We start from the raw sequence: 16,801 nt of genomic DNA, 5'->3' as shown, positions 1-16,801 counted from the left end.
CTCGCCGACTCCGGGCGTTTCGACCAGAAACGTCCGGAGTTGGCTGTTTTTCCGCCTGCTGTCAGATCCCCAGACCCAGGTCTGCGATCGACTTCTCCCGCATCTCCACCTTGCGTACCTTGCCGGTGACGGTCATCGGGAACTGCTCCACGATCGTGACGTACCGCGGGATCTTGTAGTGCGCGAGCTGACCCGTCGCGAACTCGCGCAACGCGTCGGCGGTGAGTGGCGGCGTACCTTCTCGCATCCGGATCCACGCGCACAACTCCTCCCCGAAACGCTCGTCGGGTACGCCGATCACCTGGGCGTCCAGGATGTCCGGGTGGGTGTAGAGGAACTCCTCGATCTCGCGGGGATAGATGTTCTCCCCGCCACGGATCACGATGTCCTTGATCCGGCCGGTGATCTGCACGTAGCCGTCGTCGCCCATCACCGCGATGTCGCCGGTGTGCATCCAACCCTCGCGCAATACCTCGGCCGTCTTCTCCGGTTGCTCCCAGTAGCCCAGCATCACCGAGTAGCCCTTGGTGCACAGTTCGCCGGGCTCGCCGCGCGGGACGGTGTCGCCGGTCAGCTGGTCGACGACCTTGATCTCCAACTGCGGCCCCACCCGGCCCACGGAACCGACCTTGTGCTCGAAGGAGTCGTCCACCCGGGTCTGGGTGGAGACCGGTGAGGTCTCGGTCATCCCGTAGCAGATGGTCATCTCCTCGATCCCGGCCGCGATGACCTTCTTCATCAGTTCCGCCGGACACGGCGAACCGGCCATGATCCCGGTGCGCACGGTGGACAGGTCGTAGTCCGCGAAGTCCGGCAACGACCATTGCGCGATGAACATCGTGGGTACGCCGTACAGCGAGGTGACCTTCTCCTCTTGCGTGGCCTGCAGGGTGGCCGCCGGGTCGAAAGCCGGCGCGGGGATCACCATGGTGGCGCCGTGGGTGACGCAGGCCAGGTTGCCCATCACCATCCCGAAGCAGTGGTAGAAGGGCACCGGAATGCACACCCGATCCGCTTCGGTGTAGCGGCACAACTGCCCCACGAAGTACCCGTTGTTCAGGATGTTGCGGTGACTCAACGTCGCACCTTTGGGGAATCCCGTTGTCCCCGAGGTGTATTGGATGTTGATCGGATCGGTGTTGGTCAGCGCCTGCTGCGCGATGGCCAGATCCTCCCGCGAGCGATCCGTGCCGCCGGCCAGCAGCGCGTCCCAGGACGGCGTGCCGATCAGCACGACCTGCTCCAGCGCCGGGCAGTCCGGGCGCACCTGCTCGATCATCGCCGCGTAGTCACTGGTCTTGAACTCCGGGGTGGCCACCAGCATCCGGATCCCCGCCTGGCCGAGGACGAACCCCAACTCATGGGTCCGGTACGCCGGGTTGATGGTCACCAGGATGGCGCCGACTTTCGCCGTGGCGAACTGGACGATCGTCCACTCGGCACAATTCGGCGCCCAGATCCCGACGCGGTCGCCGGCCTGGATGCCTGCCGCGAGCAGTCCGCGCGCCGCGTCGTCGACGTCCGCCTGCAACTGCGCCCAGGTCCACCGGCGGCCAGTGGCGCACTCGACGAGAGCCTCGCGATCGGCGTACCTGCTGGCGGTCTGGTCGAACGTGTCCCCGATCGTTGCCTCGATCAGCGGGACGTCGGTCTCTCCGGCGGCGTACGACGGGTCATGGCTCACGGGGCGCTCCTCCTCGGATGTGACACGGGACACATCCGAGTATGCGCTCAGGCGAGTTTGGGTGGGTCCACCAGGCGCGGGGCGAGGGTGCGGATCGCGAGTTCGTACCCGAGCGGACCGGCACCGACGATGATGGCGTCCGCGATGTCGGACAGGTAGGAGTGCGCCCGGAACTCTTCTCGGGCATGCACATTCGAGATGTGCACCTCGACGAACGGGATGCCGACGCCCTTGAGCGCATCGCGGATCGCGACGCTGGTGTGGGTGTAGGCGCCCGCGTTGATGACGATGCCCTTGAACTTCCCGCGGGCGTCGTGGATCAGGTCGACCAGGGTGCCCTCGTGGTTGGACTGCTCCCAGGTGGTCGTGACGCCGAGCGTCGTGGCGACCTGTTGGGTCTGCTGCTCGATCGAAGCGAGCGTGTCGCTGCCGTAGATGCCGGGCTCGCGAGTGCCGAGCAGGTTGAGGTTCGGACCGTTGAGCACCAGCACGTCGATGGACATGGCCTCAGGATAGTGAGCCCGCATTCCGGGTCTCCCAGGACAGGAGTCAGCCGGTTACGAGGGTCGCCTGCGAGAAGCGCTGATCGGGTGGGCGCCCGGGGATAAGGTCGCTGTATGAGTCTGGAGCGACCGCAAGCCCCCGATCCGTACGAGCGGATGCCGAAGCTGCCGGTGTTCACGCTGACCAGCGAGGACATCACCGACGGTCAGCCACTCGACAAGGACTTCTCCGTCGACGGTGCGAACGTGTCGCCGCAGTTGTCCTGGAGCGGTTTCCCCGCGGAGACCAAATCGTTCGTGGTGTCCTGCTACGACCCGGATGCGCCGACGCCCGACGGGTACTGGCACTGGACCCTGGTCGACGTACCGGCGTCGGTGACTTCGCTGGAGCGAGGCGCGGCGACCCCGGACGGTGCGTTCGAGCTGAAAGGCTCCGGCGGCACTGTCGGCTTCGAAGGTGCCGGGCCCCCGGAGGGCGACGTGCCGCACCGCTACTACTTCGTCGTGCATGCCGTGGGTGAGGGGACCCTCGGCGTCGACGATTCGGTGACGCCGACCGTGGTCGCGTTCAACCTGGCGTTCAAGGCCATCGGCCGAGCGGTGCTGGTCGGCACCTACCAGCGGTAGTTACCTGGTAGCGCAGTCCGCGCAGACGCCGAGCAACGCCGCGTGGGACCGGTCGACTGTGAATCCGTAACGGCTGGAAGCCTTCTCGGCAACGGCGTCCAACCAATCGGCCGGTACGTCGAAGAACTTCTCGCAGCGTTCGCACTGCAGATGAGCGTGCTGCTGCGCACTCTCGGCCAGGTGATAGATCGTCGCGCCGCTGGGCACGTGGGTGTGCGTGACGACGCCGCACTCCGATAGCGCCTGCAGCGAGCGATAGACGGTGGCGCGGTGCACACCAGGTTCACGGTCAGCGACTTGGGTCGCGATGGTCTCGGCGTCCAGGTGCCGTGAGTCGTCCCGCAGGACCGCCAGGATCGCGCGCCGGGCCGGAGTCACCCGCTCCCCGTGGGCCCGCAACTGCGCAATCGCCTGCTCGACCTCGCTCATGACAACCCGCTCATGACCCAGCGGGCTCCAGGTCGGGATCGGAGCGACGCAGCAACGGACCCAACGCCATGGCCAGTTTCGAGGCGACGCTGGCCTGCTGCACGCCGTACTGCGAGAGGTGGTCAGCGACCTCGTCCAGGAAGTCCATCCCGCCATTGACCAACTCGACCTCGAGTTCGTGCCAGTCACTGTCCAACTGGTCATCGAGCAGGTTGTGCGTGCTGACGTGGTCATCGCACAGGCAGGCGAGGTGGACGTCGCCGGCGAGCAGATCCCGCTCGACGCGGTGCGTGCGCACCTCGCACACCGGCACCAGCGCCGCCGCCCCGGTCAGCTGGCGCACCTGGTCGCGGAACTGCGCCGGCGGAGCGTCGTCGGAGCCGAACGGCATCCACTCCTCCATCCGGGCGTCGCCCGAGCGCGGCAGCTTCAGATGCCAGCCCTCATCGGGTCCGCCCTGCCGGCGACGCAGCGTGACCCCGTGCGAGGCGAGATCGAGACCGGGGGTGTCGTAGTACGTCGCCAACAACAGATAGCGCCGCTCGTTGCTGACCTGACCCACCCGGGGCCAGTCGCCGGGTTCGGGGATCAACCCGTCGTCCGCAAGGGTGAACTTGCGCTCGATTTCCAGGTGAACCGCCGGTGCGGCGTGGTCCTCGCCCGGCTCCAGCAGCGAGCCAGCCAGCCACTCGGCGTACGCCGAACTGACCTGGGCGATCGGACTCGCCACGATCTCGGGCACGTCATACGAATGCAACGCGGTGACCCGAGCAGCAAGCTGCTCGAATAGCTCAGACCTGGAGGTGATCAGCGCGACGGTCTCGGTGGCGACCTCGACCTTGCCCTGCCAGCGGTAGGTCGAGTGGACGCCGGGGGTGATCTGGACACACGCCGCGAGTCGCTCGGCGACCAGTTCAGCGGCTAGTTGCTCGGCCTCCGCGAGATTCGGGCACGCCACCCGGACCTGGATGAAGGGGGTCGACTCCTCGTACTGCTGGTGCACAGGACCATCATCGCCGATGCGACGTGGATCACGGCACTCTCCACCCCGGGAACTGCCATCGGGTTGCAGACCGTACTCGCGAGTAGCACAATGGATACTGGCCAGTAACATCGCTTGAAGGAGCCGCATGTCCCACTACAAGTCCAACCTGCGCGACATCGAGTTCAACCTGTTCGAACTCCTGGGTCGTGACGCGGTCCTCGGCGCCGGCCCGTACGCCGACGTCGACGCCGACACCGCCCGCGAGATGCTCGCCCAACTGGTGACGCTGGCCGAGAACGAGATCGCCGAGAGCCTGCTCGACTCCGACCGCAACCCGCCGACCTATGACCCGGTGACCAAGACGGTCGAGATCACCCCGTCCTTCAAGAAGTCCTACGAGGCCTTCATCGAGTCCGGCTTCTGGGCGATGGACCTGCCCGAGGAACTCGACGGCACGGTCACCCCGCCGTCCCTGCAGTGGGCCAAGAACGAACTGCTGCTGGGCGCCAACCCCGCACTGGCGATGTACACCGCCTCCTACAACTTCGCCAAGCTGCTCTACATCCTCGGCAACGAGGACCAGAAGAAGATCGCCAAGCTGATGGTCGAGCGCGGCTGGGGCGCCACGATGGTCCTGACCGAGCCAGACGCCGGTTCCGACGTGGGCAACGGCCGCACCAAAGCCACTCAGAACGACGACGGCACCTGGAACATCACCGGTGTGAAGCGGTTCATCACCTCGGCCGAGAACGACATGGTCGAAAACATCATCCACTTCGTGCTGGCCCGCCCCGAAGGTGCGGCGCCCGGCACCAAGGGCCTGTCGCTGTTCATCGTGCCCAAGTTCAACATCGACCTGGAGACCGGCGAGCTGACCGACCGCAACGGTGCCTGGGTCACCAACGTCGAGCACAAGATGGGCCTGAAGGTCTCCACCACCTGCGAAGTGACGTTCGGTGAGAAGGAGCCGGCAGTCGGCACCCTCCTCGGCGACGTGCACGACGGCATCGCGCAGATGTTCCGCGTCATCGAGAACGCCCGGATGCTGGTGGGCACCAAAGCGATCGCCACCTTGTCGACCGGCTACCTGAACGCGCTGGACTACGCCAAGCTTCGGGTGCAGGGCGCCGACATGACCAACCCGGCCAAGGACGCGCCGCGGGTCACGATCACCCACCACCCCGACGTACGTCGCTCGTTGATGTTGCAGAAGTCGTACGCCGAGGGCCTGCGCGCGCTGGTGCTCTACACCGCCAGCCAGCAGGACATCGTCGACGCCGAGTTCCTCGCGACCGGCAACGAGCACCCGGCCGACGGCACCCCCGCCGCGATGGCCGCCCGGCTGAACGACCTGCTGCTGCCGATCGTGAAGGGTGTCGGCTCCGAGCGCGCCTGGGTGCTGCTGGGCACGGAGTCCCTGCAGACCCTCGGCGGTTCCGGCTTCTTGCAGGACTACCCGATCGAGCAGTACGTCCGCGACGCCAAGATCGACACCCTCTACGAAGGCACGACCGCGATCCAGGCCCAGGACTTCTTCTTCCGCAAGATCCTGAAAGACCAGTTCGTGGCTCTGGGCACGCTGGCCGAGCAGATCCTGCAGACCGTCAAGGGCGGCGCGGGCGATGACAAGTTCACCGCCGAGCGTGGCCTGTTGGGCAAGGCGATGGAGGACGTGCAGGGCATCATCGAGAACCTCGGAATGACCGCGATGGGCGCCTACTCCGAAGGTGGCGACCCCAAGGCGATCTACAAGGTCGGCCTGAACACCTCCCGTCTGCTGCTGGCGGCCGGTGACCTGGTGATCGGCTGGCTGCTGCTGCGCCAGGCCGAGATCGCCCAGGACAAACTCGACGCCGGTTCGACCGACCCGTTCTACATCGGCAAGGTCCAGGCCGCGAAGTTCTTCACCTCCCAGGTGCTGCCGCGACTGACCGCTGAGCGCGCGATCGTCGAGGCGACGGACCTGTCGCTGATGGAGCTGCCGGAAGACGCGTTCTGATCGGACCGAACTCACTCGGTTCACCGCGCCAGCTCGGTCGTTCTCCCCGGAGAACGACCGAGCTGGCGCTTTGTGCCGACATACTGCGGGCGCACGGGATGGGCAGAATTGCGTCATGACCTGGTCCCTGGCCTTCGACCTGCTCGGCGTCTTCTGCTTCGCGATCTCCGGCAGCCTGCTGGCCGTCACCCGCGGCTACGACATCGTGGGCTCCGTCGTTCTCGGGTCGCTGACCGGACTCGGTGGCGGGGTGCTGCGGGATCTGGTCTTGGGCATCACCCCGACGGCGTTCGACCAACCGGTCTACATGATCCCGCCACTGGTCGCTGCTGCCCTGGTGTTCTTCCTGGCCCCCGAGGTGCAGCGCTTCCCGCGGACCCTGTTGGTCTTCGACGCGGCCGGGCTGGGTCTGTTCTGCACTGCCGGCACCATCAAGGCGCTGCAGCACGGGATGAATCCTGCGGCCGCGGCCCTGTTGGGTTTCACGACCGCGATCGGGGGCGGACTGCTGCGCGATGTGTGCGCCAACCGCAACCCGAAACTGTTCGACCCTCGCGACATCTACGCCCTTCCGGCGCTCTTCGGTGCCGCCGCGATGACCGCGTTGTGGCACTGGGGTGCTGCCAGCGTCCTGACCCAAGCCCTCGTGGCCGTGGTGGTCTTCGCGATCCGCGTGCTGTCCCTGCGTTTGCACTGGCGCGTGCCGCTGGCCGCCGGAGAACGGACACGACCGGCGTCGGCCTGACCTTCGCCCTACCCTGATCGACGTGGGATATCCGTCGTTCGTGCTCTTCGCGCTGCTGATCGCCGTCGCCCCGGGACCGGACAGTCTGCTGACGTTGCGCTCCAGCGTGGTGGGTGGGCGACAGCGCGGCCTGTGGACCATGGCCGGCATCACCGCCGCTGGCCTGACCCAGGGCATCCTCGCGGCCACTGGCCTGGGTGCCGTCATCGCCCATGCCGAGCCGGTCTTCGAGACGATCCGCTGGGCGGGTGTCGCCTACCTGAGCTGGCTGGCCTTCGGCGCGCTGCGGGCCGCGCTCACCGGGGGCGCAGCCGGCTGGGACCTGAGCGGAGCGGCCACGCGAATCACGCCGCTGCGCTCACTGCGCTCGGGTTTCCTGTGCAACATCACCAACCCCAAGGTGCTGGCGTTCAACCTCGCCGTGCTGCCGCAGTTCGTCAGTTCCACCGCGTCCCTGCCGACCCTACTGCTCTACGCCGTGACCCTCACCGTGGTGGGCGCCATCGTGCTCCTGGTGATCGTGTGGGCCGGTGGACTCGCTGCGAATGCCATGCAGCGCAGGCGATTCCGGCGCTCGGTGGATGGAGCGACCGGTGCCATCATGCTGGGGTTCGCCGGGCTGCTGGCCAGCGAGCACTGACCTGCTCAGCCGCCGAATACCCAGCGGCCGGCCGCCATCGTGTGCGTCACCGTCGCGTCCGCCGGGCGCACGCCCGCGTCGAAGATGTTGGTGTCCAACACCGCCAGGTCCGCACGCTGACCCACCGCGAGGTAGCCGCCTTCCGCGTCATGATTGACGTACGCCGAGCCCGCCGTGAACGCCGACAGCGCCGTCCGCATGGGTAGACCCTCGTGCGGCAGGAACGGTTCTTCCTCACGCGTTGCCGGATCCACCCGATGCACCGCAACCTCGATCTGCTGCAGCGGATCCGCCGTCGTCACACCCCAGTCCGAACCCATTGCCAGGACCGCACCGCTGGCGGCGATCGTCGCGAACGGGTACATCTGCGCCGACCGCTCCTGCCCCAACACCGGGAAGTTGAGCTCCCGCATCTGCGGTTCGTTCTGGGCCCAGTAGGTCTGCATATTGACGACCACATCAAGCGCACGGAACCGCGGCAGGTCCTGCGGGTTGACGACCTGCAGGTGAGCGATGTGATGGCGAAGATCGTTGCTGCCGTTCGCCTTTCGTGCTGCTTCGACCGCGTCCAGGGCGGAGCGGACCGCAGCGTCGCCGATCGCGTGCTGGTGGACCTGGAAACCCAGCCCGTCCAGGCGGGTGACGACGTCAGCGAGAGCCTGCGACTCGACGTACGTCAGACCGTTGGGATGCTCACCCAGGTCGTGGCGGCAATACGGCTCCAGCATGGCGGCGGTGCCGTTCTCGACGATCCCATCGACCATGATCTTCACCGAGGTGGCGTGGAAGTTACCGACGTCGCGCCGACGCTCGACGAGGGAGTCGATCTGCTCGACCCCCTGGTGCCGGTCCCACCACAGCGCCCCGACCACGCGCGCCGTGAGTTGCTCTGCGCCAGCGAGGTATTCGTACGCCCGTTGGGTCGCGGGGGTGACCCAGGCGTCCTGCCAACCCGTGATGCCTAGCGAGTGCAGGTGGTGTTGTGCGGCAAGGATGTGGCCCGCCCAGTCCTTCGTCGTGGGAGCAGGCACGACATCGGACTCGAAGGTGTACGCCGCGCCCTCCTGCAACATCCCGGTGGGCTGCCCCGTCGCGGGGTCGCGTTCGTAGCGGCCGTCAGCCGGGTCCGGTGTTGCCGCGTCGATCCCGGCGCGTCGCAACGCCTCGGAGTTGACCCACGCACCGTGAACATCCTTGTTGAACAAGAACACCGGCCGATCCGGCACCACCGCGTCAAGATCTTCTTTGCGCGGTTGACCGCCGGGAAAGGACTCCAGAGCCCAGCCGCCGCCGACGATCCAGTCCCGCTCGGGGTGCGACTCGGCGTACGTGCGGATGAGCTGCAGGTAGGCCGGCAGCCCCGTCGCCGCGGAGAGGTCGACGTTGTCCAGGTTGCGCCCGGCGAACGGTGGGTGCACATGCGCATCCTGGAATCCGGGAACCACTAAACCGTCTGCAACTGTGAAGGTGTCGGTGCGCCGACCCGCGACTTCCGTGCAGGCCGCGGATCCCATGGCCACGACACGCCCGTCACGGATCGCGAGCGCATCGGCCCAGGAACCGGCCGGATCACCGGTCCAGATCGGTCCCGTGAGGACCAGGTCGGCCGCGGTCACTCGCTGGCCCCCTCGCGCAGGTCGTGGGTGACATAGATCGGGTCGTTGGCGGCCAGCTCACGCTCGCGGGTCAGGTTCAAGTTGCGGGTGAGTAGCCAGTAGAGCACTGCCCCGACGACCAGGCCGATCAGAATCGAGTAGTCCACACCACCCAGTTTGGCCGCCATGAAACCGGTGTACTTCGGGGCGTTCACCATGAAGGGCAGCATCACCAGGATGGTCAGCACGTAGGCCGTGTTGCCGCGCCAGCCCCACTTGCCGTAAATGCCGTTGGGTTTGAAGATCTCGCTTACGGCGTAGACACCGTGGCGGACGAAGAAGAAGTCGACCAGATTGATCGCAGTCCACGGGGTGAAAGCGTAGGCCAGGTAGATCAGGGCACTGGCGTAGAACGCGTTGAACCGCGCTTCGCCGACCCAGGCAGAGATCAGCCAGACGATGACGGCCATCGCCAGGATCGTCGCGACCCGCGCCGTGCGGCCGGGCTTGAACGGTTTGAGGGAGTGGGCGATCGAGAGCATCGTGAGACTGCCGCCGTACTGGTTGATGGCCATCACCGCCAGCAGGCCGATCAGCAGACCGATCACGATGATGTCACCGGCCCCGTTGAACAGGTTGTTGCCGGCCGCCTGCAGCGCAGGGATCAGATTGGCCTGACCGGTGCCGGCCCCGACGATCGCGCCGAGACCGAAGACCCAGACCGCGGACAACCCACTGGGCAGGAAGGTCCACCAGAAGCTGGCCTTCGTGCCGGTGCTGGCCGACAGGTAGCGGGAGTAGTCCGAAACGTACGGCGCCCAGCCCAGTTGGAAGCCGCCGACGATGGCCAGGGTGGTCATGAAGGGGGCCAACTGGAACGGGCCCGGTGTGAAGAGCGCTGCGCTGAAGTGCTGGCTGGTGCACGCCGCGATCGTGGCAAAGACCATCAGCACGATGACGGGCACCGTCAGGATGCGGTTGATCTTGTGGATCAGGTCGTAGCCGAAGATCGCGATCGTCGCAGCGATCCCGGCGGCCAGGAGATAGCCGAGCCAGAGCGGCAGGTGCAGCACGGTGTGGGCGGCATCGCTGGACAGCAGAGCGTCGGAGGTGTTGTAGGCGATGTAGTTGGCCAGCGCGAAGACGAAGACGGTGATCGCGGCGCCGACGTAGCCGAACTGGGGCCGGGACTGCACGAGTTGGGGTAACCCGAGGTGCGGGCCCTGGGAGGAGTGGAAGGCCATGAAGATGGTGCCGAAGAACGACCACACGACAATCGCGACCAACGTCCAGAACAGCGAGCCGCCCAGCCCGAGACACACAATGCCGGTGGCCATCGCGGTCAGGTTGATGTTGGCGACGAACCAGACGGCGCCGAGGCTGCGCAGACTGCCGTGCCGCTCGTTGAGGGGAACGACATCGATGGAGCGGCGCTCGACGCGGCCTGCGGCTTCGACGGCCTGGCCGGGCTGACCGGGTTGAGCGATGACTTCTTGGGACATGCGAACTCCCATGCGGGTTCGGTCGGAATAGACGCGCAACGCTGCGATGAAGCGCAACGTTAGGGCGTGCCAAATCGTTTTGGCAAGAGGTTCGGCAAAACCTTTCAGCCCAACGTTCGGCAACACTCCGCCCACCTGCCGGGCCGAGCACTGCGCAACCCTCGACCCACAGCCGCAGCGGGTGTCGCGACCGCGGCTAAGGTGACCGCCATGACCAGCCGGCGGGTGACGATCCGAGATGTGGCCAGCGCCGCCGGGGTTTCGGCAACCACCGTTTCGCACGTGCTCAGTGGCAACGGGCGCGTCCATCCGGAGACTCGCGCCCGGGTCAACGACACCGTGGAGCAATTGGGGTACCGCCCGAATCCGGTCGCCGCGAACCTGCGGCGCAGCACCTTTGGCTCGGTCGGCCTCGTCCTTCCCCCCTCGAGCCTCAACTACGCCTTCTACAGCGAATTGATGATCGGCGCGTCGGAGGTCCTCCTGGAGGAAGCGACTGCATTGTCGCTCATCCCGCCGAGTGCCGCTCCCGGGCAACTGTCCGAGCTCGCCGTCGACGCAGTCATCATCGCCGAACCGCGGACCAATGACCCTGTGCTGCAGGAGCTTTCCCAGTCCGGCAAACCCACGGTGCTGTGTGAGGGATCCCCTGACGAGCTGCCACCGGATATGTGGACGGTGGACAGCGACACCACGGCCAGCGTGGGGGCCACGCTGGACCACCTGCATGCCTCGGGTGCTCGCCGGATCGCAGCGGTGGTCGTCGAGCCGGTGTTGTGGTGGGGGCGCAACGTCCTCACGGCGATCGACACGTGGGAGGCTGCGACGGGCCGTACCGTGCGTCGGGGCATCATCCCGTTCGCGGTGACGCCAACCCAGGCCCGCGATCAGATCCGGGCGTTGCTGAAGGACGGCTGGCCCGACGCGCTACTGGTCTGCCACGAAGGACTCGGCGCCAGTGCGTTGGCTACCGCTCATCGACTCGGCCGACAGGTGCCCGACGACTTGCTGGTGGCCTGCACCGTCGATGGGCCTGACCTGCTGACCCTGGAAACGCCGGTGACCGCACTGGATCTGCGGCCGCGTCGTATCGGCCAGGCGGCAGCGCGTCTGGTGCTCGAACGGCCCAGCCTGCCCGGGACGACGATCCATCCCGAACTGCACCTGCGTGCCTCGACCGCTCGGCAGCGGCCTACCGGATCCGCAGGGTGATCACCACGCGGCGCTGCGGTGCGTCCTCCCACGGGCGCCCGAACTCGCCGTACACCTCGTAGTCGCCGGGCACCTCGACCAGCAGCTGCGGCAGCGAGCCGTCAGGGGCACCCGGCATCATTTCGGGCGGCGGGTCGGGCAGATCCGGCAGGCGGGTCACGCCCTCGGGCAACCGCCACTGCCACTCGTAGCCGGTTGCCGGGCCCTTGGGGAACGGCAGCGTGAGTGCCTCCCCCGCCGTTGCCTCGATCAGCAGCTGGGTCGGCTGCGCGTCCGCATCAGTCACCGGACCATCCTGCCTGCCCGCGCCGCGCGGGAGCGGTGCTTAGCCGAAACCGCTCAGAGTCGCCCATCCGGTGTGTATCTGTCCCGTCGCCGTCAACTCCTGAGTCCCGTACGGCGCCACGCGGCACCGTGGGAAGGAGGCACCACCATGACCAACCAGGTCCGCACTCCCGCTGGCCCGGCCGATCCGCGCAACGTCCACCGCGTCGATCCGGGTCAGGCTGTCATCGACGACGACGGTTTGCGCGTGGCCGACGAACACGTCCTCACCCCCGGCGGGTGGAAACACCGGTCGCTGGTTCACGAGGTTCCGCAGGGAATGCGCGTGGAGCATCACCGGGGCCGACTCCGGCTGGTCGATGACAAGGGCCAGCACACCATCGATTGCGGCCCAGAACCGCTGCATCCGCCCGGGCGCCCACTACAGCCCCGCGCATCGGTCGAGAGCCTACGGATGCGCGCAGACCTGCTGTCCCGGGCCGCGGGTCGCAACAAGAAGGTTGTGCCTGCGCTCGGCGAGGGATGGATCACCTACGCCTCCTGGACCAACGACACGGGTACGCCGGTGTCCCGCTTCTCGACGACGTGGACCGTACCGCCCGCGCCGCGGACCGATCACGGCCAGACCGTCTTCTTGTTCAACGGGATCCAGAACTCCACGATGATCTACCAGCCTGTCCTGCAGTGGGGTCCGTCGGCAGCGGGCGGTGGTTCGAAATGGTCGGTGGCCAGTTGGTACGCCGATGGATCGACCGGTCAGAGTTTCCACTCCACCCTGGTTGACGTGAACGTGGGTGACGTCCTCACCGGTGTCATGGTGCGCGGCCGCAAACGGGGGAACGGCTACAACTACGGCTGCTCCTTCACCGGGATCCCTAACACCAATCTGCCGGTCTTCAACATCCAGGAACTCACCTGGTGCAACGAGACGCTGGAGGTGTACGGCGCGCAGAGCGAGTCGGACTACCCCGACGTTGCGATGACGGCTCTGCGCAACATCGAACTGCGTTGCGGCTCAACCGCTCCCGACTTCCTCTGGACTGTGAACAACGCCGTGACCGACATCGGCCAGCATTGCGTCATCGTCAACGAGAAGGTCACTGGCGCCGGTGAAGTCGACCTCTGGTACCGGCCCAGCTCCTGGTGGTTGTCCGGCTTCGGCTCGGTTGCTGCCGGTGCATCCCAGGACTGGTGGTTCAGCTTCGGCGGGACCGGTGACGCTGGGCCCCAACTGATCCAGGCCGAACCGGTCGAACCCTCAGGGCAACTGACAACCATCGCCAACGCCGAGAGCCTGGACAGCAACGGGCACCTGACGTACCACGCAACCGTCCGCAACGACGGGCCCACCGCCGTCCACTTCCAGTGGCGGGGCGGCGGCCGCTGAGCCGCGGACATCAACACAGAAGGAGCAAGACCATGTCATGGACTGTCTCAGGCGGCACGATCGCACCCGGAGCCTCGTTGGGCTGGTGGTTCTCGTGGGGCGGCAACGGCGACGTCGGACCACAACTCATCCAAGCCGAACCCCTCGGAGCCTCAGGGGAACTCACCACCGTCAACATCGCCGAGGGCCTCGATGCCAACGGCCACCTGACCTACTACGCCACCGTCCGCAACGACGGTAGCCAGCCGGTCGCCTTCCAGTGGCGTGGTGGCGGCTTCTGAGCCACCACGCCCCTCAGCCATCACCACTTCATAGGAGAGAACTGTCATGCCGAAGATCCAGATCCTGCTCGATGCTCAGGGCGCTGTGCTCGGTACCGCTAGCAGCGGTGCCGCCACCGACGGCGGTCCGGTCGCCCAGTTGGTGGCAGCCGAAGGTCAGCGCATCGTGGAGGCCACCCTCACCGATGCGCAGGCCCGACTCGCCGCACCCGCCCTGCTCAAGGTGCTCAGCGCACAGCGACTGTCCTGACTCACACCCCGCGCAGGTCCAGTCGCAACTCCGCGGCAGCGGTGTCGTCGAGCACCACCGGGATCCCCCAATCCTGTTGGTACAGATGGCAGGCCGCGTGTTCACTGTCCCCGTCGCAGGCGGCCGCCCGCACCGAGATGTGTAGCGTGCCGTCGCCGACCGCGGGGTCGAGCACGAGTTCGCGACTCAGACCTTCACCAGTGCCGCCACCGCCTCGCAGGAGGGCCTCGGGAGTCGCCGACACCATGAGTTGGGTCGGATCGCCGTACCGGTAATCGAGCTTCTGCCCCCGCGGTGGGGTGAAGGCGATGGTCAACCTGACCGCACCTGACGCAAGGGGCGTCGCTGGTCGCGTCGTGGTGTGCGCTTCACCTACCAGCCGCTGAGCGTCCTTCGGAACAGGTACGGCGACCACCCGGTGAGCGCCCGACTCCACCACGAGCAGCTGGTCGGCGAAGAGGACGTCGCTCGGCTCAGCCAAACCCGTTGCGAGCGTGCTGACTTCGCCGCTGGCAGGGTCGTACCGTCGAATCGCACCGTTGTAGGTGTCGGCGATCGCCACGCTGCCGTCCGGCAACTCGGTGACACCCAACGGGTGCTGCAACAGGGCTTGTTGAGCAGGCCCGTCGACGTGGCCGAAGTCGAACAGGCCCTGTCCCACATGGGTGCTCAGGACGAACCCGTCATCGGACAGGGTGAGGGAGCGCAGTGCCGAGGTCTCCGCGTCGGCGATCCAGACCCGACTCCCATCCGCCGCGGTCGCGAGTCCGGAGGGTTGCGCCAGCCAGGCGTCGTGGGCCAGACCGTCGCGGATGCCCTCGGCGGACGTACCGGCCAGCACGGCGACGGTGTTGTCCTCGGGCTCGGTCGCGAGGTGTAGTGCCCACAGCTGGTGGGTGCCGGCCATCGCGATCACGACCCGATCGATCCACCAGGTCACATCCCACGGCGTCGACAACGGTTGTTTCAGTGCGGCGCCGCCTCCGGAACGCTCGCGCAGTTGCTCGCCGGTGCCCGCAAGAATCTGGATGTGACCGTCGGACAAGCGGATTGACCGGATCTGGTGATGGACGCTGTCCGCGACGACCACGTCGTATCCGACGCGGGCGGCAACCTCGGCGGGGAGCACCAGCAGTCCTTGCGGTTCGTTGAATCCGCCGAACCGGGCCCGCTCAGTGAGCACGTCGGGTTCGAACCACACCACCTCGTGGTGGGCCGTGTCCGAGACGAGGAACGAGCCGTCAGGGTGCGCGACGATCTTGCCGGGGAACCGCAGTGGGGTGTTGGTGGGGGCTGGCGCAACGTACGGCGAATCACCCTGCCGCAGCGTACCTTTGGCTCGATGCTCGACGATGAGCTCTTCGATCAGATCAGTCAGGCCGCCCGCGTGCCCTTCGCCGGACATCGAGGCGACGATGGCGCCTTCCGGGTCGATGACCACGAGGGTCGGCCACGCGCGGGCGGTGTAGGCCTGCCAGGTCGTCAGATCGGGGTCGTCCAGGACGGGGTGGTGCACGCCGTACCGCTCGACGGCGGCGACCAGTGCATCCGGGTCGGCTTCGTGCGCGAACTTGGGTGAATGCACGCCGATCAGGACCAGCTCATCGGCGTACTTCTCCTCCACAGGACGCAACTCGTCCAGGACGTGCAGGCAGTTGACACAGCAGAAGGTCCAGAAGTCCAGGACGACGATCTTTCCGCGCAACTGCGCCAGGGACAGCGAACGACCGCCGGTGTTCAGCCAGCCACGACCGATGAGTTCGGGAGCACGGAGCTTGAGGACCATGCCGCCATTGTCCGCTCCGGTGAAAAGCTAAATGACGGCGGAGCCGACCGCCCAGATCTCAGCCGGTACCTCGGTCTGGGTGGGATCCTGCGGTGCAGTCGTCGCCGAGTCGGTCGTCGGTGGCTCGGTGGTGGACGGCGACGACGGCGTGGACGGCTCGGTCGACGTCGTCGCCGAGGACGCATCGCTCGTGGCCGGGGTGGAGCTGCTGGTCGGGTCAGTGGACATCGCAGTTGCCAATCGTGGGGATCAGAGGGACACGGGGCCGCGCAGGAACGTATAGACCGTGCCGTTGACGGTGACGGTGCGCCGGGCGTAGACGCTGACGCCATTGCGGCAGTACGTTCCTGCCCCCGCTACGGTCGCAGTGAACTTTGGATCACCATCAGCGGTGCTGTAGGGGCCGTCGGTGCCGGTCGCGTGGTAGGTCCATGTCCCGGAGTAGCGGGTGGTGTAGGCCGTGTAGCCCGCGATCACAGGCGCCGTGGCGTCGACCGCTGGGACCGACCAGTTGGAGTTCCCGGAAGCAGCCGTCCACGCGATCGTGCCGAGGCCGCTCGGGTAGTAGAAGGTGATGTAGGCGTTGCTGATCTGGGCCGGCTGTGCGTTGTAGACCCAGAGCCCGCGGTCGGGATAGGAGCCGGTCCCGTCGATGGTCAGCGTCATGGCGAAGGACGCATTGCACGATTTGCCGACGTCTACCCAGCCCTGTAGGCCGGGCTGAGGGCTGGCCGACGCAGGGGGTGCCACCACGCCCACCAAGAGGACGGGGGTCGTCCAGGCCGCGCCCTTGGCCAATGTGCGCCGGGAAACTCGCCGATCCGCGGTGTCGGGGGGACGCTGCTGGGTCACGGGTTGTCCGCCTTCGTCTCATTCCGTCGACGGGCGGGG

18 protein-coding genes are annotated in these 16,801 nt (G+C 66.9%); 8 read left to right on the top strand and 10 right to left on the bottom strand.

The features are described from left to right. Positions 1–61: 61 nt before the first annotated feature. A complete protein-coding gene (locus DR843_RS17485) occupies positions 62–1,684 on the bottom strand; it encodes an AMP-binding protein (protein WP_109687897.1) in 1,623 nt (540 codons plus the stop codon). A gap of 47 nt (positions 1,685–1,731) precedes the next feature. Then, positions 1,732–2,187, bottom strand: coding sequence for a type II 3-dehydroquinate dehydratase (gene aroQ, locus DR843_RS17480; RefSeq protein ID WP_177647426.1), 456 nt, complete (start codon positions 2,185–2,187; stop codon positions 1,732–1,734). A 114-nt stretch (positions 2,188–2,301) separates the two neighbouring features. Between aroQ and DR843_RS17475 the strand changes: the two genes are divergently transcribed. Next, the gene (locus DR843_RS17475; RefSeq protein ID WP_109687894.1) at positions 2,302–2,814 is read left to right on the top strand and encodes a YbhB/YbcL family Raf kinase inhibitor-like protein; all 513 of its coding nucleotides are present in this window, start codon (positions 2,302–2,304) and stop codon (positions 2,812–2,814) included. Here DR843_RS17475 and DR843_RS17470 read toward each other — a convergent pair whose 3' ends face one another. Then, positions 2,815–3,243, bottom strand: a complete 429-nt coding sequence (locus tag DR843_RS17470) for a Fur family transcriptional regulator (protein ID WP_109687892.1) — start codon at positions 3,241–3,243, stop codon at positions 2,815–2,817. 10 nt (positions 3,244–3,253) lie between these two features. After that, positions 3,254–4,246: a divalent cation tolerance protein CutA gene (gene cutA, locus DR843_RS17465; RefSeq protein WP_177647424.1), complete on the bottom strand. Its 993-nt coding sequence runs from the start codon at positions 4,244–4,246 to the stop codon at positions 3,254–3,256. Between the two features lie 127 nt (positions 4,247–4,373). Here cutA and DR843_RS17460 point away from each other — a divergent pair, with 127 nt between their 5' ends. From DR843_RS17460 to DR843_RS17450, 3 genes are all read left to right on the top strand, one after another. Then, positions 4,374–6,227 carry an acyl-CoA dehydrogenase gene (locus DR843_RS17460; protein ID WP_109687889.1) on the top strand — a complete coding sequence of 618 codons (1,854 nt, stop codon included), beginning with the start codon at positions 4,374–4,376 and terminating at the stop codon, positions 6,225–6,227. A 115-nt stretch (positions 6,228–6,342) separates the two neighbouring features. After that, positions 6,343–6,972, top strand: a complete 630-nt coding sequence (locus DR843_RS17455; protein WP_109687887.1) for a trimeric intracellular cation channel family protein — start codon at positions 6,343–6,345, stop codon at positions 6,970–6,972. Positions 6,973–6,994: 22 nt separating this feature from the next. Beyond that, a complete protein-coding gene (locus DR843_RS17450) occupies positions 6,995–7,612 on the top strand; it encodes a LysE family translocator (protein WP_170119917.1) in 618 nt (205 codons plus the stop codon). A gap of 5 nt (positions 7,613–7,617) precedes the next feature. Here DR843_RS17450 and DR843_RS17445 read toward each other — a convergent pair whose 3' ends face one another. Both DR843_RS17445 and DR843_RS17440 read right to left on the bottom strand, forming a co-directional pair. After that, positions 7,618–9,228, bottom strand: a complete 1,611-nt coding sequence (locus DR843_RS17445; protein WP_211310278.1) for an amidohydrolase — start codon at positions 9,226–9,228, stop codon at positions 7,618–7,620. Continuing rightward, the gene (locus DR843_RS17440) at positions 9,225–10,709 is read right to left on the bottom strand and encodes a purine-cytosine permease family protein (protein ID WP_109687883.1); all 1,485 of its coding nucleotides are present in this window, start codon (positions 10,707–10,709) and stop codon (positions 9,225–9,227) included. Before DR843_RS17440 ends, DR843_RS17445 begins: the two co-directional genes overlap by 4 nt. Before the next feature lie 210 nt (positions 10,710–10,919). Between DR843_RS17440 and DR843_RS17435 the strand changes: the two genes are divergently transcribed. Continuing rightward, complete coding sequence (locus tag DR843_RS17435; protein ID WP_109687881.1) at positions 10,920–11,921, top strand: LacI family DNA-binding transcriptional regulator; 1,002 nt, start codon at positions 10,920–10,922, stop codon at positions 11,919–11,921. Here DR843_RS17435 and DR843_RS17430 read toward each other — a convergent pair. Continuing rightward, positions 11,902–12,207: a protease inhibitor I42 family protein gene (locus tag DR843_RS17430; RefSeq protein WP_109687879.1), complete on the bottom strand. Its 306-nt coding sequence runs from the start codon at positions 12,205–12,207 to the stop codon at positions 11,902–11,904. The genes DR843_RS17435 and DR843_RS17430 overlap by 20 nt on opposite strands. A gap of 147 nt (positions 12,208–12,354) precedes the next feature. Between DR843_RS17430 and DR843_RS17420 the strand changes: the two genes are divergently transcribed. Genes DR843_RS17420 through DR843_RS17410 form a run of 3 tightly spaced genes read left to right on the top strand, consistent with a single transcriptional unit; the run spans position 12,355 to position 14,124 of the window. Continuing rightward, on the top strand, positions 12,355–13,593 hold the full coding sequence (locus tag DR843_RS17420) for a hypothetical protein (protein ID WP_146202622.1): 1,239 nt from the start codon (positions 12,355–12,357) through the stop codon (positions 13,591–13,593). A 32-nt stretch (positions 13,594–13,625) separates the two neighbouring features. Continuing rightward, entirely contained in the window at positions 13,626–13,874 is a 249-nt protein-coding gene (locus DR843_RS17415; RefSeq protein ID WP_109687873.1) for a hypothetical protein, read from the top strand. A gap of 46 nt (positions 13,875–13,920) precedes the next feature. Next, the gene (locus tag DR843_RS17410; RefSeq protein ID WP_109687871.1) at positions 13,921–14,124 is read left to right on the top strand and encodes a hypothetical protein; all 204 of its coding nucleotides are present in this window, start codon (positions 13,921–13,923) and stop codon (positions 14,122–14,124) included. A gap of 1 nt (position 14,125) precedes the next feature. Here the strand turns inward: DR843_RS17410 and DR843_RS17405 are convergent, their stop codons facing one another. Genes DR843_RS17405 through DR843_RS17395 form a run of 3 tightly spaced genes read right to left on the bottom strand, consistent with a single transcriptional unit; the run spans position 14,126 to position 16,762 of the window. After that, positions 14,126–15,910 (bottom strand): NHL domain-containing thioredoxin family protein, encoded by a 1,785-nt coding sequence (locus tag DR843_RS17405; RefSeq protein ID WP_109687869.1) that lies wholly within the window; start codon positions 15,908–15,910, stop codon positions 14,126–14,128. Positions 15,911–15,937: 27 nt separating this feature from the next. Continuing rightward, positions 15,938–16,138 carry a hypothetical protein gene (locus DR843_RS17400; RefSeq protein WP_109687867.1) on the bottom strand — a complete coding sequence of 67 codons (201 nt, stop codon included), beginning with the start codon at positions 16,136–16,138 and terminating at the stop codon, positions 15,938–15,940. Between the two features lie 21 nt (positions 16,139–16,159). Then, a complete protein-coding gene (locus tag DR843_RS17395) occupies positions 16,160–16,762 on the bottom strand; it encodes a hypothetical protein (protein ID WP_146202621.1) in 603 nt (200 codons plus the stop codon). Positions 16,763–16,801 lie beyond the last annotated feature (39 nt).

Origin of the sequence: Branchiibius hedensis, assembly GCF_900108585.1 — a bacterium.
GTDB classification, from domain to species: domain Bacteria; phylum Actinomycetota; class Actinomycetes; order Actinomycetales; family Dermatophilaceae; genus Branchiibius; species Branchiibius hedensis.
This window is presented reverse-complemented; position numbering and strand designations above follow the sequence as displayed.

Coding starts and splice junctions, on each gene's coding strand:
- aroQ (WP_177647426.1), bottom strand. CDS start 2,187: ATGTCCATCGACGTGCTGGTGCTCAACGGTCCGAACCTCAACCTGCTC.
- DR843_RS17475 (WP_109687894.1), top strand. CDS start 2,302: ATGAGTCTGGAGCGACCGCAAGCCCCCGATCCGTACGAGCGGATGCCG.
- DR843_RS17470 (WP_109687892.1), bottom strand. CDS start 3,243: ATGAGCGAGGTCGAGCAGGCGATTGCGCAGTTGCGGGCCCACGGGGAG.
- DR843_RS17460 (WP_109687889.1), top strand. CDS start 4,374: ATGTCCCACTACAAGTCCAACCTGCGCGACATCGAGTTCAACCTGTTC.
- DR843_RS17455 (WP_109687887.1), top strand. CDS start 6,343: ATGACCTGGTCCCTGGCCTTCGACCTGCTCGGCGTCTTCTGCTTCGCG.
- DR843_RS17440 (WP_109687883.1), bottom strand. CDS start 10,709: ATGTCCCAAGAAGTCATCGCTCAACCCGGTCAGCCCGGCCAGGCCGTC.
- DR843_RS17435 (WP_109687881.1), top strand. CDS start 10,920: ATGACCAGCCGGCGGGTGACGATCCGAGATGTGGCCAGCGCCGCCGGG.
- DR843_RS17420 (WP_146202622.1), top strand. CDS start 12,355: ATGACCAACCAGGTCCGCACTCCCGCTGGCCCGGCCGATCCGCGCAAC.
- DR843_RS17415 (WP_109687873.1), top strand. CDS start 13,626: ATGTCATGGACTGTCTCAGGCGGCACGATCGCACCCGGAGCCTCGTTG.
- DR843_RS17410 (WP_109687871.1), top strand. CDS start 13,921: ATGCCGAAGATCCAGATCCTGCTCGATGCTCAGGGCGCTGTGCTCGGT.
- DR843_RS17405 (WP_109687869.1), bottom strand. CDS start 15,910: ATGGTCCTCAAGCTCCGTGCTCCCGAACTCATCGGTCGTGGCTGGCTG.
- DR843_RS17400 (WP_109687867.1), bottom strand. CDS start 16,138: ATGTCCACTGACCCGACCAGCAGCTCCACCCCGGCCACGAGCGATGCG.